The 14,456-nt window shown below is 58.7% G+C and carries 14 protein-coding genes; 7 read left to right on the top strand and 7 right to left on the bottom strand.

The annotated features are described in order from the left end of the window. The first annotated feature begins 1 nt into the window (after position 1). The 6 genes from odhB (at position 2) to RSK20926_RS17695 (ending at position 4,730) form a co-directional block, all read left to right on the top strand. Complete coding sequence (gene odhB, locus RSK20926_RS17670) at positions 2 to 1,510, top strand: 2-oxoglutarate dehydrogenase complex dihydrolipoyllysine-residue succinyltransferase (RefSeq protein ID WP_008208821.1); 1,509 nt, start codon at positions 2 to 4, stop codon at positions 1,508 to 1,510. A gap of 55 nt (positions 1,511 to 1,565) precedes the next feature. Beyond that, complete coding sequence (locus RSK20926_RS17675; protein ID WP_157133169.1) at positions 1,566 to 1,913, top strand: hypothetical protein; 348 nt, start codon at positions 1,566 to 1,568, stop codon at positions 1,911 to 1,913. Between the two features lie 7 nt (positions 1,914 to 1,920). Then, positions 1,921 to 2,310, top strand: coding sequence for an MAPEG family protein (locus tag RSK20926_RS17680; RefSeq protein WP_008208823.1), 390 nt, complete (start codon positions 1,921 to 1,923; stop codon positions 2,308 to 2,310). A gap of 94 nt (positions 2,311 to 2,404) precedes the next feature. Further along, positions 2,405 to 3,796 carry a dihydrolipoyl dehydrogenase gene (lpdA, locus tag RSK20926_RS17685; RefSeq protein ID WP_008208824.1) on the top strand — a complete coding sequence of 464 codons (1,392 nt, stop codon included), beginning with the start codon at positions 2,405 to 2,407 and terminating at the stop codon, positions 3,794 to 3,796. Positions 3,797 to 3,867: 71 nt separating this feature from the next. Then, positions 3,868 to 4,395, top strand: coding sequence for a hypothetical protein (locus tag RSK20926_RS17690; protein ID WP_157133170.1), 528 nt, complete (start codon positions 3,868 to 3,870; stop codon positions 4,393 to 4,395). 20 nt (positions 4,396 to 4,415) lie between these two features. Then, positions 4,416 to 4,730, top strand: coding sequence for an EthD family reductase (locus tag RSK20926_RS17695; protein WP_008208829.1), 315 nt, complete (start codon positions 4,416 to 4,418; stop codon positions 4,728 to 4,730). A gap of 324 nt (positions 4,731 to 5,054) precedes the next feature. Here RSK20926_RS17695 and RSK20926_RS17705 read toward each other — a convergent pair whose 3' ends face one another. The 4 genes from RSK20926_RS17705 to RSK20926_RS17720 are packed head-to-tail and all read right to left on the bottom strand — an operon-like array spanning position 5,055 to position 7,957. Then, positions 5,055 to 5,660, bottom strand: a complete 606-nt coding sequence (locus tag RSK20926_RS17705) for a pyridoxamine 5'-phosphate oxidase family protein (RefSeq protein ID WP_008208831.1) — start codon at positions 5,658 to 5,660, stop codon at positions 5,055 to 5,057. After that, entirely contained in the window at positions 5,647 to 6,387 is a 741-nt protein-coding gene (locus RSK20926_RS17710; protein ID WP_008208832.1) for a lysophospholipid acyltransferase family protein, read from the bottom strand. Before RSK20926_RS17710 ends, RSK20926_RS17705 begins: the two co-directional genes overlap by 14 nt. Beyond that, positions 6,384 to 7,283 (bottom strand): cell division protein FtsX, encoded by a 900-nt coding sequence (locus RSK20926_RS17715; RefSeq protein WP_008208833.1) that lies wholly within the window; start codon positions 7,281 to 7,283, stop codon positions 6,384 to 6,386. The genes RSK20926_RS17710 and RSK20926_RS17715 overlap by 4 nt, the downstream gene beginning before the upstream one ends. After that, on the bottom strand, positions 7,280 to 7,957 hold the full coding sequence (locus tag RSK20926_RS17720; protein WP_037255695.1) for a cell division ATP-binding protein FtsE: 678 nt from the start codon (positions 7,955 to 7,957) through the stop codon (positions 7,280 to 7,282). The genes RSK20926_RS17715 and RSK20926_RS17720 overlap by 4 nt, the downstream gene beginning before the upstream one ends. A gap of 202 nt (positions 7,958 to 8,159) precedes the next feature. Between RSK20926_RS17720 and RSK20926_RS17725 the strand changes: the two genes are divergently transcribed. Next, positions 8,160 to 9,353 (top strand): zinc-ribbon domain-containing protein, encoded by a 1,194-nt coding sequence (locus RSK20926_RS17725; RefSeq protein ID WP_008208835.1) that lies wholly within the window; start codon positions 8,160 to 8,162, stop codon positions 9,351 to 9,353. A gap of 245 nt (positions 9,354 to 9,598) precedes the next feature. Here the strand turns inward: RSK20926_RS17725 and RSK20926_RS17730 are convergent, their stop codons facing one another. The 3 genes from RSK20926_RS17730 to RSK20926_RS23055 form a co-directional block, all read right to left on the bottom strand. Beyond that, a complete protein-coding gene (locus tag RSK20926_RS17730) occupies positions 9,599 to 12,346 on the bottom strand; it encodes a DUF4175 domain-containing protein (RefSeq protein ID WP_008208837.1) in 2,748 nt (915 codons plus the stop codon). 61 nt (positions 12,347 to 12,407) lie between these two features. Continuing rightward, positions 12,408 to 13,673 (bottom strand): diaminopimelate decarboxylase, encoded by a 1,266-nt coding sequence (gene lysA / locus RSK20926_RS17735; protein ID WP_008208838.1) that lies wholly within the window; start codon positions 13,671 to 13,673, stop codon positions 12,408 to 12,410. A gap of 582 nt (positions 13,674 to 14,255) precedes the next feature. Then, positions 14,256 to 14,432 (bottom strand): hypothetical protein, encoded by a 177-nt coding sequence (locus RSK20926_RS23055; RefSeq protein ID WP_008208839.1) that lies wholly within the window; start codon positions 14,430 to 14,432, stop codon positions 14,256 to 14,258. Between the last annotated feature and the right edge of the window lie 24 nt (positions 14,433 to 14,456).

Below are 14,456 nucleotides of genomic sequence, written 5' to 3' on the forward strand. Positions count from 1 at the left end.
CATGACCACCGAAGTTCGCGTGCCCACTCTGGGCGAATCCGTGACCGAAGCCACCGTTGCCACTTGGTTCAAGAAACCCGGTGACGCCATTGCGCAGGACGAAATGCTCTGTGAGCTGGAAACGGATAAGGTCACCGTTGAGGTCCCTGCCCCCGCTGCCGGCGTGCTGGCAGAGATTGTCGCCAATGAGGGCGATACCGTGGGTGTTGACGCTCTGCTGGCAAATATCTCAGCAGATGGCGCCGCCGCAGCCCCTGCAAGCGCTCCGGCCACCGCACCTGCGCCTGCTGCAGACAGCGGCGCAGCGACCGATGTGATGGTGCCCACTCTGGGTGAGTCTGTGACCGAGGCCACCGTCTCCGTCTGGTTCAAGAAAGTCGGCGACACGGTTGCGCAGGACGAAATGCTCTGCGAGTTGGAAACCGACAAAGTCTCGGTTGAAGTGCCCGCCCCAGCATCTGGCGTATTGGCTGAAATCACCGCCGCAGAGGGCGCCACCGTTGAAGCCAGCGCCAAATTGGGCGTGATCTCGGGTTCTGGAGCAGCCGTAGCGGCGGCGCCAACCGCAGCCTCCGCAGCCGCTGCCGCTCCTGCCGCCGCGAGCAAGGACATCGCCAATGCGCCATCGGCGGAAAAGGCCATGGCTGAAGCCGGGCTTTCTGCTGCTCAGGTCGCCGGCAGCGGTCGTGACGGCCGCATCATGAAAGAAGATGTCTCACGCGCGGTTGCCGCCGCCGCAGCAGCGCCTGCCCCGGCGCCAGCCCCGGCTGTAGCCGCAACCCCACGGGCACCGGTGACTGCCGACGATGCTGCACGTGAGGAACGGGTCAAGATGACCCGCCTTCGTCAAACCATCGCCAAGCGTCTGAAAGACAGCCAGAACACCGCAGCTATGCTGACCACCTACAATGAGGTGGACATGACCGAGGTGATGGCCCTGCGCAATGAGTACAAGGACCTCTTCCAGAAGAAGCACGGCGTGAAGCTCGGCTTCATGTCCTTCTTTACCAAGGCCTGCTGCCACGCGCTGAAAGAAGTGCCAGAGGTCAACGCAGAGATTGACGGCACCGACATCGTCTACAAGAACTTCGTCCACATGGGCGTCGCGGCCGGTACGCCGACCGGTCTGGTGGTTCCGGTGATCCGCGACGCGGATGCGATGTCCTTTGCCGCGATCGAAAAGGCCATTGCCGAAAAAGGCGCGCGCGCCCGCGATGGTAAGCTTTCGATGGCAGAGATGCAGGGCGGCACCTTCACCATCTCCAACGGTGGCGTCTACGGCTCACTGATGTCTTCGCCGATCCTGAACCCGCCGCAATCCGGTATCCTGGGCATGCACAAGATCCAGGACCGCCCCATGGCCATCAACGGTGAGGTGGTGATCCGCCCGATGATGTATCTGGCGCTCTCCTATGATCACCGCATCGTCGACGGCAAAGGTGCTGTGACCTTCCTGGTCCGCGTTAAAGAAGCCCTGGAAGATCCCCGCCGCCTGCTGATGGATCTGTGATCGAAATTCAGCTTAGTCGCCTTTGGCGGCTAAGCTCCCAGGCAGGATGCCCAAGATGCCGCGCCGCAGCCGAGAACAGGTATTGAACGAATTTCACTACCTCTACGACTGTTTTGAGGCAGCTTTGGTTTCTGCGGCTCAAATCGAGGACTTCTTCGATGCATCTGAATACAGAGAATTTGTCCTCTCACGCGGTGACATGCTAATTTTGGTGAGCGAAGGCAAAGCGACGGCAACACAGATCTGCACTGGCACAAAAGCCGCTCTTGGAGATATCAAGCAGGGCCTGAAAGATCTCCAACGTCGCCGCCCGCCAGCCTATGATCTATTCCAGAAGACCTACCGGAACCTGCGCGACATTTCTTTTGCGGACGACATTTCCCTCACAATTCACGTAGGGTGAACCTCCAATGGCCACTGAACTCACAGTCCTTACCCTCGCCGCCCTGCTGCAATGCCTGCAGTTCTTTGCCTATTCTATTACCGCAAACCGGCAGGTCAGCCGTAAGATTGCATTGGGTCCACGCGATGAACCGGTGCAACTCACTGGCACCGCAGGTCGCCTTAAACGGGCGATGGAAAACCATTTTGAGGGACTCACGCTTTTCGCAATCGCCTGCCTGATCATCACACTTGGTGATCAATCTAGTGCTGCAACCCAAAGCTGCGCTTGGATCTATCTTTGCGCCCGCATCGCCTATGTCCCCGCCTATGCCCTGGGGCTCTCGCCCTGGCGCTCCCTCATCTGGGCCATAGGTTTCTTCGCAACACTCATCATGCTGATTGCGGCGCTGATATGAGTTTTCATTTTGCCGCAAATACCTCGGGGGAGGCCCGCACGGGCCGGGGGCAGCGCCCCCTCCTCTCCCTTCAACCACAAAGGACCCTGTGAACATGGCATCCTATGACGTAATCATCATCGGCGCGGGCCCCGGCGGCTATGTCAGCGCTATCCGCTGCGCGCAGCTTGGCCTCAAAACCGCAGTGGTCGAGGGCCGCGAGACGCTGGGCGGTACCTGCCTGAACGTGGGCTGTATCCCCTCCAAGGCGCTTCTACATGCCACCCATTTGCTGCATGAGGCAGAGCACAATTTTGCTGGCATGGGCCTCAAAGGCAAATCCCCATCTGTCGACTGGAAACAGATGAAGAGCTACAAGGAAGATGTAATCAGCCAGAACACCGGCGGCATTGAATTCCTGTTCAAAAAGAACAAGGTGGACTGGATCAAAGGCTGGGCCTCGATCCCGGCGGCTGGCAAGGTTCAGGTTGGCGATGAGGTCCATGAGGCCAAGAACATTGTGATTGCCTCCGGCTCCGTTCCCTCTTCACTGCCCGGTGTTGAAGTGGATGAGAAAGTGGTCGTCACTTCCACCGGTGCGCTGGAACTCCCCAAGATCCCCAAGAAAATGGTGGTGATCGGCGCGGGCGTCATCGGGTTGGAGCTGGGCTCTGTCTATGCCCGCCTTGGCTCGGAAGTGACCGTGGTCGAATACATGGATGCGGTTTGCCCCGGCATGGACAAGGACGTCCAGCGCGGTTTCAAGCGTATCCTTGAAAAGCAAGGGCTTAACTTCATCATGGGCGCCGCCGTACAGGGGGTTGAGGCCTCCAAAACCAAGGCCAAGGTCAAATATCAGCCCAAGAAGGGCGGCGATGAGGCCATCATCGACGCCGATGTGGTGCTGGTTGCCACTGGCCGCAAACCCTATGCCGAGGGCCTGGGCCTGGATGCCTTGGGTGTCAATATGACCGAACGCGGCCAGATCGCAACCGATGCCCAATGGCGCACTAATGTACCTGGCATCTATGCCATCGGCGATGTGATCGAAGGTCCGATGCTGGCGCATAAGGCTGAAGACGAGGGCATGGCAGTCGCCGAAGTCATCGCGGGCAAGCACGGCCATGTGAACTATGGCGTCATCCCCGGCGTGGTCTACACCACTCCGGAAGTGGCCACTGTCGGCGCCACCGAAGACGCGCTGAAGGCCGAGGGCCGCAAGGTCAAGGTTGGCAAATTCATGTTCATGGGCAATGCCCGCGCCAAGGCAGTACACCAAGCCGAAGGCGGCTTTGTGAAACTGATCGCCGACAAAGAGACCGACCGCATCCTGGGTGCCGCCATCATCGGACCCGGCGCCGGGGACATGATCCACGAGATCTGCGTTGCAATGGAGTTTGGCGCCTCCGCCGAGGATATCGCGCTGACCTGCCACGCGCATCCCACCTATTCGGAAGCGGTACGCGAAGCCGCCCTCGCCTGCGGCGACGGCGCCATCCACAGCTAGAACCAACAGCGCCCCGGCTTTTTCAAGCCGGGGCATTCTTAAACTGAGCCCTCCATTTGAAAAAACAAATATTGATCCCAGTTGTTCTAACCGGCCTATTGATCGGCTTTCTCTCGGCTTCGCAACTTTGGCCCCGTCCCAGCAGAGCAGAAGGCATAGCCCGGCTCTTTGTTGAGTATTGCCTGCCCCATCACCACGGCAAAGACATGCGGCCTAAGGCCATGGCCGAATTTGTCGCAGAGAGGAGTGACCTGGCAGAGACACGCTGGATCGACAATGAAACCGCCAGCTATCTGTCCCTTAAGGCCGATAAATGCGGTATCAACACCATTCATCCATTCGCCATCTCCCGCGAAGACGCAGAAGAATTGCTCAATCTTGTGGAAGCTATCGTTCAGGAATCCTTTCCAGAATTGCCCTTTGACCCCAAGGCCACCATGGGCCCGAATTCGATCAGCAAAGGCTGGATGCAGGGTTCATCCTTTTCGCCTGACCGCTGGGGCGTCTTTTTTTGGGCCTTTCCCGATTGGGGAGAGTCGTCAGGAAGTACTCTCTTTCTTGCATCCCCGCGCCTTAAGACCGATCTTGGTGCCAACTGACCAACAGAGGACGCACCCTAATGCCCATCACCCTGCAAGTGATCTACCCCGCAAGTGCCGATGCCAGTTTCGACTATGATTACTACCTCGACAGTCATCTGCCGCTGGTGCAGGAACACTGGGGAGAGATGATCGAAGGGGTCGAGGTCGCCAAAGGACTGGCCAGCGGGCCGGATGTCCCCCCGGCCTATCTGGTGATTACCACCATCACTTTCCCCGACATGGAGACGCTGGACAAAGCCATGGGGGAGGCCGGAGGGGTGATCGTCGATGACGTTCCAAACTTCACCAACGTGCGGCCTCAGATCCTGATTGGCGAGCTGATCCACGGATAGCGACCGCTATCATGTAGCACTAAGCAGTCCTGTTGCGGGCCACCCTCTTTGGCCCACAACATTGCTGAGAACCCTGTCATCCGGATGCCTGTTCACTCGCAAACAGGACTGCTGGGATCAGAAAATAGGCAAGAGTAAAGATCAGGAACCAAAAGTTCCTGCTCCAAAAGCGCAGGCCCAAGGGGTCTCTAAAGGTCATCCACTGCAGAAAATCGCCGCGAAACCGAGGCGATAGACATAAGAGCAGCAGATAGATCGTAAGATACCCAGATAGCCAAATCCAAAAGAGGGTGATTTCTGAAGCTTGGCTGAGGCCTCCCATGATTACCACATGGTCTGGGCCGCGCGGGCATTCCAGGCCTGATCATAGTCATGGCCGCCCTCTTCGCCATCTGTCTGCTCGGCCAGGATTTCACCCATGGTGGGCAGGCCTTCGCTCTCATCGAGACCGCTCCACGTTCCTGCTCGCAGCATGGCGCGGGCGCATTGACTGTAGATCTCACCGATCGAGATCACAATGACCGTGGCGGGCAGTTTGCCCTTCTTTTCAAAGCGCGCGCGCAGCTCGGCATCTACGGATAGGCGGGCCTTGCCATTGATGCGCACCACATTGTTGGAACCGGGCACCAGAAACATCAGTGAAACCCGCCCATCGCGCACAATATTGCGCAGGGAATCCAGCCGGTTATTACCCCGCCAATCCGGCAAGGCCAGGGTTCCGGGATCCAGTTCCAGTACCACCGGACCATCGTCCCCGCGCGGACTGTCATCGGTCCCCTCGGGCCCTACGGTCGCCAGCATGCACAGCTTTGAAGCCATGATCCATTGCCGGTACTTCGGCGTCATACGCCGTGCCACCTTACGTAAAGAAGGCGCTCCCGGTTCCCCGTAAAGCGCCTCCAGCTGTTCTATGCTGTCAATGTAGTCCATCTGGATCAAATCCTGCTTCTCTCATCAATTCATTTGACTTGGCCTCAACCCGGTCTTCAAGGATCCGCATGAATTCCTTGCGCTCCACCCCCGCTTCGATCGGGTCGAGGAATTCAACCACGGCCACACCGGGCTTGCGCATGATCCCGGTACGGGGCCAAAGTACTCCAACATTGGTGGCAACGGGGACGCAGGTCTGGTTCAGTTGCTCATAGAGCACCCCGGTGCCAACCTTGTATTCCTTCTTGGCGCCCGGTGCGACGCGGGTACCTTGCGAATAGATGATCAACTGGCCTGGATCCTGGTTACCTGCCTTCACGTCCTTGACCATCTTCTCGATCGCGGCACCGCGTTTGCCACGATCTACGGCAACGCAGCCCAGCAGCTTGGCATATTGGCCAATGACCGGTGTGATCAGGATTTCCTTTTTCATAATGAACTTTGCCCCAGGCAGAGCAGTAAAGATCATCATGATATCAAGGAAGGATTGATGCTTGGCGGCGATCAGGATTTCGCCTTCGGGCACGGGTCCGCGCACTTCGCAGCGAATTCCGACCATCCAACGGGCGGTCCAGAAGACCCAGCGCGAATAGGTCTTACAGCAAACCCGCGCGCCCCTACGGCTGAACATCGCCCAGGGGGCAAAGGCCAGACCGATGATGGGCATCATCAGATAGATCTGAAAGACAAAGAACAGTGACCGCAGCCATTGGACAGCAAATTTCACGTGAGATCTCCAAGACGTTTATTGGCGGCACGGGTCGTGGCCATAAAGGCGACGGCGGCCGCAAGCAGCGGGATCAGCAATGGCAAAAGCCAGCCCCAGCCCTGAAAGCCGAGCCCGGTGAGAAAGCCACCCTCGTTCGAGGCCTCGGGCATCAGCCAGACCCCGATCATGCCAAGGGCAACCCCAGCTGCAGATCCGCCCAGAGCCCGAAGGGTAAAACGGCGCACAAAGGCATGGGCGATATAGGAATCCAAAGCACCCACAAGGCGCAGAACCTCAATGACCTGGGCATTGGCCGCTAGGGCCGCATTGGCAGCCAGCGTCACCATCGCCGCCATGGCTCCTGCAATCAGCAGGATCGAGACCGCGCCTAGACGGCGTAGGGCCCGGGCCGCATCCACCAGCGGGGCGCGCCAACGGGTGTGATCATCCAAAACCGCGCCCGGCACCTCTGCCTGCAATCGCAGGCGCAGCCCGGTGCTATCATAGCCCTGCTCATCCTCGATCACTTCGATCAATTGTGGCACGGGCAGGCGATCTATCGGTAGCGACGAGCCGAACCAGGGCGCCAGGAGTGCTGCCTGCTCTTCGCTGCTCAGCGCGCGGGCAGAAGCCACACCGGGAGTTTGATTGAGGATGGTCAGCGCCTGACGTGTCTGGGCATCGCGTTGTTCAAGTGGCGCATTGATCCGCAGGGTTGCCGCGCGGGCCAGCTCTTCGGCCCAGCGATCCGCAAGGCGTCCGGATGCCAGCGACAAGGCCAGCGCAAAAACCGCCAGAAAGGCCATCGCCCCCGAAGCAAAAAGGGTCAGATGCGCGGTAAAGCCGCTTGGGGGAACCACGCGGTCCGCCTGAGCATCCCCGATGATCAACTTGCGCAGGCGTCCTTCGCTCATAGATCCGCTCCTGCCAGGTGCAATTGCTTGGAGGAAATCCGCAAGACCCGTGCCTGCACTTGATTTTTAGCAGCGCGGATCAACGCCATATCATGGGTCGCAACAAGTATCGTTTTTCCCATGCGATTGAGTTCGACCAATAGCTGCAAGAGCCGCTGCGACATCTCCCAGTCAACATTACCCGTTGGCTCATCCGCGATAATCACATCCGGTGACAGGATCACAGAACGCGCCAGTGCGGCCCGCTGCCGTTCCCCACCAGAGAGTTCCGGAGGCAGAGCATCCGCGCGTGAGGAAAGACCAACCCAGTTCAGCAATTCGCGCAGGTTCGCTTCCTCGCCGCCCAGATCCTTGCCAGAGACAATCAGGGGCAATGCGATATTCTCGATCACCGGCAGGTGATCCAGAAAGCGGCAATCCTGATGCACAACCCCGACCCGACGGCGCAGATGCGCCATCTGATCCCGGTCCAGACCCTGCACATCCATGTTGAAGGCACGCACCCGACCCGAAGTTGGGGTGAGCGCACCATAACAGAGTTTGAGCAGCGTCGTTTTCCCGGCACCGGAGGGGCCAGTCAAAAAGTGAAACGAGCCGGGCGCCAACTTCACTGAGACATTCGTCAGCAGTTCGCCGCCCCCATAATTGTATCCTACATTCTCCAGCTCGATCACGGCCTGCCCCTCATTGCGCAAAGGAGTTTTGCCCCAGCCGGACGCCAGTTTCAATGGGCCAAGGCTCAGGAGATGGTAGAAGCCGCAACAGGTCAGGTCTGATCTTTGAATTCACCCTTCCCCGATTGCCTCGAACTGCTTATTGTTACTTAAAAATCTTGCTACCAGCAGACCGGAAGCTTCCGGTTCCAAGGAGATCTTGATGCGCCTGACTTGCCCTAACTGCGGTGCCCAATACGAAGTTCCGGATGATGTCATTCCCGCCGAAGGCCGCGATGTTCAGTGCTCCAACTGTGGGGATACCTGGTTTCAGCAAGCCGCGGGGCAGGAACCGGAGCCGGTAGCGGCCCCGCCTGTGGCACCTTCTGTCCCACCAGCAGCATCAGAGCCTGTAGAGGAAGCAGTCCCAGCGCCCCCCTCACAAGCCGAGGAGGCCGCCCCCGCAGCGCCCCCATCAGCCGAGCACCCGGATGAGGCGTCAAACAGCGAGGAAGAGGCTCCGGAACAGCCCTTCGAAGAAGATCCCGTAGAAAGCGAGTATGAGCGACAAGCGGCTGAGGCCGTGGCCACCGCGGAACAAACTGCAGCCGCCTTCTTCTCGCGGGAAAATACAGAAGCGGATGAGCAGAGGGGTGAAAGCAGCGAAACACCGCCAGTAGCTGCCCAAATTGATCCGGCCGAAACCGTTGCGACCGCCCCCCCCGAGGAGGCGCAACACGAAGTACAGCCAGAGCCAGAGCCAGAGCCAGAGCCAGAGCCAGAGCCAGAGCCAGAGCCAGAGCCAGAGCCAGAGCCAGAGCCAGAAGAGGAACCATACGCGCAGGATATTGCAAGCGCGCAGAATTATGATGATCAAGAGAGTGCGCCCCCCGCTGCGGCCCAGCAACGTGGGTTGGACCCTGCCCTCAGCGAGATTCTTCGAGAGGAGGTTGAGCGAGAGGTCAATCTGCGCGGCAGCGGGGCACCGCTGGAAACACAGCCAGGATTGGGCCTTGATGACCTGCCCGAAGACCAGGACGCGCGCCGCGCGCGACAGGCCCAAGATCGTATGGCGAGAATCCGGGGCGAAGACCCGCGTCGCATTGCGGCTGAGGCAAGTGGCTTAAAACGCGGTGTTTTGCCCGACATCGAAGAGATCAATTCAACCCTGCGATCCGGGGAAACTGCAACTGCTGCACCGACCGAGCAGCTGGGTACCTCCAAACGATCGGGCTTTGCACGCGGCTTTGCCTTGACCGTCGTTGTGTTTCTCATCGGCTTTGTCACCTATAAAAACGCACCGCAAGTGGCTGAGCATTTCCCCCAGGCGGACCCCTATCTCAGCAGCTATGTCAAATCGGTTGATCAGGCGCGCCTGTGGTTGGATGCTCAGGTCAAGGCTTTGCAGTCCCAATAACTGGCAGCCTTCTGTTCCCGGCCAAAATCCAGAAAAACTTTGGGCTGGCGGCTCGCGCCTGCCCAATTTCTTTGGTCGAAACCCCAAGAGACTGTTAGGCGGCCTCTAAAGCTCCCCGCTGAAAAGCAAGTTGAAACGCCTTACCCGCCTTCATAACCCAAGGCGAGAACTCCTATGGGAATTTCCCAGCAGGACCATTGTGCCTCCGGTGGACTGGTGATCTCAAAAAATCAGGCAGCGTTGGATCAGAATTTCTCCAGCAGGCGTTGGAAGTAGCTGCGTTCCTCCTCGCTCCGCTCTTGCTCACCGGAACGACGGCGCAATTCCTCTAACAGTTCCCAGGCTCTGCGGTGGGCGCGCTGAGTTTGACCGATACGGCCATTTGTCTCCGTTGAACCATCGCTGCTGGAGCGTCCAAGAGGATCATTCTGACCGGGCGCAGGCAATTGCCCCTGACTTGGCCCTTGTTGTCCGTCACGTTGGTTTTCCGCCAGCGCCTCTCCTAGCGCACGCATGCCTTCCCGAATTGCTTCCATGGCTTCGGATTGGTGATCGATTGCATCCGCCAAATCATTCTGCTGGAGCGCATCCCCGGCCTGATCCATTGCACGACCGGCCCGGTCCAGGGCATCACGGGCGGCCTGCCCTTCGGCACCCTGTCCCAGTGGCAGCCCCTGTTCCTGCTGTCGCAGAGCTTCGCGCAGCGCGCGTTGTCGTGCGGCCAGCCCCCCTTGCGACCCTAGGCTTCCCTGTCCGCCCTGCGCACTCTCACGCCCTCCCGGAGCTTGATCACCTTGCTGGCCTCCTTCGCCATTTTGGCCGCTCTCTCCGCGTTGACCTTCGCCACCAGTGCCGCCAGTTCCGGCTTCGCCGCCTCCACCGCCTTCATGCTGCTGCCCCCGTCCCTGGCCACCATTGCGGCCCTCGTTTTGACGGCTTTGCCCAGCCTGGGCGTCCGGATTGAACTGCTCCTGCAGATCGCGGAAGGCCTGGTCCGAAAGCCCCTGCTGTTCACGCAGCGTCTCGCCCAGCTCTTCCATTGCTTGCTGCCCCTCGGAACTGCCTTCCTGTCCGGATTGCCCCTGTGTCATGCGCATGTTTTCCATCATGCGCTGGAACTCTTCCAGGGCTTGTTGCGCCTCAGCCATACGGCCCTGCTCCATGAGCTCCTGAATACGATCCATCATATCCTGCAGGTCTTGCTGGCTAAGGGTCATGGAGTTTTCCTGCTGACCACCGTTTTCACCAGATTGCGGCTGGTTCTGTGCCTGGCGCTGCAACTGGCGCAGATAGTACTGGGTGGCATCGCGCAGCTCTTGCATCAAACGCGCAATCTCCTCTGGACTGGCGCCATCACGCATTGCTTGGCTCAGACGCTCCTTGGCACGCTGCATCCGCTCCACCGCATTGCCGATATCGCCATGTTCCAGAGCATTGGCCAATGCCCAAATAGCTTCGGAAATCTCGTCGCGTTCATCATCACTGATACGGATTGCCCGCCCTGGCGCTCCCAGTTGCAACGATATCTGCGCGAAATTCTCTAAGCGGCGCAGAATTTGGCGCATCTGCAGATAGTGACCAGCCTCCTTGAACAAGTCCTGCGGCCTATGGGCAAGGATCCGCAGCACCTGCGAAATCCGAAGGGTATTGTCGCGAGACCACAGAAGATCACGCCTTTGCTCGGCCAGGGCTGCAGCCAAAGGCTCAAAGAAACGCGGGGCCATCAGGGGGGCTCCAAGACCAGCGGTGATGGCGCTTTGCCCTGCTGCGTCGCGCACCGTGAAACTAAAGGTGACAGGTAAATTAGCCCAGGGATGTTTGCTAAAATCCTCTATCAGGAATTCCTGAAACTCCTGATGATTGCCATTCAAAGGTAGTGGAAGTTCCAGCAGAATTTCTTCACTTGCCTCGGGCTCCGGGCGCAAACCATGCCGCCGATCCAATGCGCCATAGTCAAGCGATATCCTCACCGTGCCGCTTTCGATGCCATAGTCGTCCTCCGCAGCAAAAGCGAGGGAGAGGGCCCCGTCTTCGGACAGTTCAGGCAAACCAAGGATGGAAACCGCAGGTGGGTTATCTGCCAGCACAAAAACCTTCCAACTGCGCCCCCCTGCTCCTTCGATGGAAAACAGCCCATCCTGCGCAACTGTGAAAGTCGGAGCCGTCAAATCTTCCTGTGAGGACGCATCGTTTCCGCCAGTCTCTTCAGCGACCCCAACCTCGGCCTCTGCGCTAGCCTCGTCATCGCTTGGCTGCTTTGAGACCGCTTCGGACAGACGCAAAGCCCCTGTCTCACCATAAAAGCGCAGGGAGATTTCACTACCGACAGGAAGGACTAGGCTCTCATCCTCTTGGTCATTCAGATAGAGAACAGGCATTCCGGTGTAGCGGGGTGGGATGATCCAGCCCTCCCAGACGGGGCCATTCAGCCCAACTTCACTGCCCGATGTGATCTCGCTCAAACTGGATGCACGCCAGGGCGAACCAAAGAGCGCGCCGGTACAGAAGATCAGCAAGGCTACAGATCGCAGTGCAAAAGGGTCGATCGAGGCAAGCCCGAGATCGGGCCCTGCCACCTGTACCCTCTGCGCCTGCTCTGCCATTCTTTGCTGATGCGCCTGCCAAAGGGTCACCGAACCAGCATCACGCGCACTGGTAGCCTGACTGTCCAAGAGAGATTGGATCGGCGCCCCAGGCATTGACTGGTCCAGACGCGCCCTCACCTCTTGCGGCTGTGGCAGCCGCAAATTCCAGCCCCCTCGCCCCAGCGCAGCCGCAGCGGCCAGACCCCAGATCGCGGCAAAGGCCCAAACCGCTTCCACTGGCACAAGATCGTGCAGGCCCAGCATCAAGAGACCTGCCACAAGGAGCAGCAAAGTGACCAAGGGCCAGAAACAACGCCAAAGGCGCTCAAGCAGTATCGCGGCCCAGGTCAGCAAAAGTCTGCCATAAATGGGCTTCAGTCGCGCATCCAGCTTGTTTTTCCTGAGCATCCCGCCTCGCCCTCCATCTGGCGCCTTATGGCGGGATCGCGAGCGAGTTCAGCTCAGGCGGTCACAGCCACTCAGGAATGGTATCGCGGTTTATCATTTCATCATAGTCCGGACGGCGGCGAATAACCGCGAATTGATCCCCGTGGACCAGAACCTCAGGAATCAGCGGACGGGAATTATATTCACTGGCCATCACAGCACCATAGGCACCAGCCGAGCGGAACGCGATGAGATCGCCCGCCGCAAGCGGTGGCATCATCCGCTCCTTGGCAAAGGTGTCCCCGGTTTCACAAACCGGCCCAACGATGTCATAGGGTTGCTGCTCCACCCCCGGCGCAGGTTCGTCCACCGCAACGATATCATGGTGTGCTTCATACATGGCCGGACGGATCAGATCGTTCATCGCCCCATCCACGATCAGAAAATCCCGGCCCTCGCCGGATTTCACATAGATCACCTTGGACACCATAAGCCCGGCATTTCCCGCAATCAGCCGTCCGGGCTCGATCTCGATCTCACAACCAAGATGACCCAGCGTGTCCTTGATCAACTGTCCATATTCCACCGGCAAAGGCGGCGCCTCATTAGAGCGCTCATATGGGATACCCAGGCCGCCACCAAGGTCCAAACGACGAATGTCATGGCCCTCGGCGCGCAGCACCTCGGTGAGTTCCGCTACCTTTTCATAGGCCAGGCGGAATGGCTCCAGGTCGGTCAGTTGCGAGCCAATGTGACAATCAATGCCAACAACCTCCAGGCCCGGCAAGCTGGCCGCATGGGCATAGACCTCTTTCGCGCGTGAAATCGGAATGCCAAATTTGTTTTCAGATTTCCCGGTGGCAATTTTGGCATGGGTTTTTGCATCCACATCCGGATTGATCCGGATCGTGATCGGAGCAATGACACCCAGCTCCAGAGCCACCGCATTGATCACCGCCATTTCAGGCTCGCTCTCGACATTGAACTGGCGAATGCCGCCGCTCAAGGCAACACGCACCTCTTCCATGGTCTTGCCAACACCCGAGAAGACGATCCTGTCTCCCGGAACACCCGCCGCCTTGGCCCGCAGATACTCACCCTGGCTCACCACATCCATGCCCGCACCGGCCTGTGCCAGCGTCTTGAGGATCGCCTGATTGCTGGCCGCTTTCATTGCATAGCAAACCAGATGCTCGGTGCCCTCCAGGGCTTCATCAAACAGTCGGAAATGCCGCAGCAGGGTTGCGGTAGAATAGACATAGAAAGGGGTGCCCACAGCTGCCGCGATTTCGGCAACTGGCACGTCTTCGGCGTAGAGCGCGCCGTCGCGGTAGAGAAAGTGATCCATAAAGGGCGATTAGACCAAAACGCGCTTTGCTGGCAAATGATTCCCGCGCCTAGCTTTCAAAACGGACCGCCAGCTTTCAAAACGAACCCATCGGGTCAAGGGCCGCCCAGCGGCGGTGCGCAGCACCGTTTACCCTTGACGCGCATTCAAATCTATAATTCCGCAGGCCCTTTGAGGGCATATTTAGCCCTCAAAGGCTTCTCAGCAATAAAACTGTCTTGAATGCACTGCGTATCAGCGCAGTGCCAGGCCCAAGGCTGGGTGCGGCCCGGCAGGGCAGCTCTCAGGGGCGGGAGCCCCCGGCTGCGGCAACGTTACTATGTGTAAAAACGGCTTAGAAACTGTGCGACACTCCAACGCGCGCATACCCTGAAACGGTAACACCTGTGGTGCTGCTTGTCTCTTTCGGCTCCGGTGGAGCGGCGTAACTCTGAGGCAGATCACATGCTGAAAGCGTCGCGATGACGGCCAAAAGAACCAGGGGCTTCATGTCTTTGCACCTCTTCATTTTACGCAACCTTCATTCCCCAAAACCTGCTTTGAATTGCAAAAGAGCAGGAAGGTTCAAACAGGTCAGGGTGGTTAGAAACCAAGGGTGAGGTTCAAAGGCCCTTTGTTCACCCCAACAGAGCCTCCAGCGTGAACGCCACTGGTCGAGATTCCAACGCCAGCATTCAGCGCCGGTCGCACCGGTTCTCCATCAACACCACAGCTCGCCAGAGCAACAAGCCCCATCAAACCCAGAAACCATCTACGCATATTTGCCTCCCTTCGGCAGATCCT

It is taken from the genome of Roseobacter sp. SK209-2-6 (assembly GCF_000169455.1).
GTDB lineage: Bacteria > Pseudomonadota > Alphaproteobacteria > Rhodobacterales > Rhodobacteraceae > Pseudophaeobacter.

Excerpts from the sequence above, each read along its gene's own strand:
- odhB (WP_008208821.1), top strand. The coding sequence starts at position 2 with ATGACCACCGAAGTTCGCGTGCCCACTCTGGGCGAATCCGTGACCGAA.
- RSK20926_RS17675 (WP_157133169.1), top strand. The coding sequence starts at position 1,566 with ATGCCGCGCCGCAGCCGAGAACAGGTATTGAACGAATTTCACTACCTC.
- RSK20926_RS17680 (WP_008208823.1), top strand. The coding sequence starts at position 1,921 with ATGGCCACTGAACTCACAGTCCTTACCCTCGCCGCCCTGCTGCAATGC.
- lpdA (WP_008208824.1), top strand. The coding sequence starts at position 2,405 with ATGGCATCCTATGACGTAATCATCATCGGCGCGGGCCCCGGCGGCTAT.
- RSK20926_RS17695 (WP_008208829.1), top strand. The coding sequence starts at position 4,416 with ATGCCCATCACCCTGCAAGTGATCTACCCCGCAAGTGCCGATGCCAGT.
- RSK20926_RS17705 (WP_008208831.1), bottom strand. The coding sequence starts at position 5,660 with ATGGACTACATTGACAGCATAGAACAGCTGGAGGCGCTTTACGGGGAA.
- RSK20926_RS17715 (WP_008208833.1), bottom strand. The coding sequence starts at position 7,283 with ATGAGCGAAGGACGCCTGCGCAAGTTGATCATCGGGGATGCTCAGGCG.
- RSK20926_RS17725 (WP_008208835.1), top strand. The coding sequence starts at position 8,160 with ATGCGCCTGACTTGCCCTAACTGCGGTGCCCAATACGAAGTTCCGGAT.
- RSK20926_RS17730 (WP_008208837.1), bottom strand. The coding sequence starts at position 12,346 with ATGCTCAGGAAAAACAAGCTGGATGCGCGACTGAAGCCCATTTATGGC.
- lysA (WP_008208838.1), bottom strand. The coding sequence starts at position 13,673 with ATGGATCACTTTCTCTACCGCGACGGCGCGCTCTACGCCGAAGACGTG.
- RSK20926_RS23055 (WP_008208839.1), bottom strand. The coding sequence starts at position 14,432 with ATGCGTAGATGGTTTCTGGGTTTGATGGGGCTTGTTGCTCTGGCGAGC.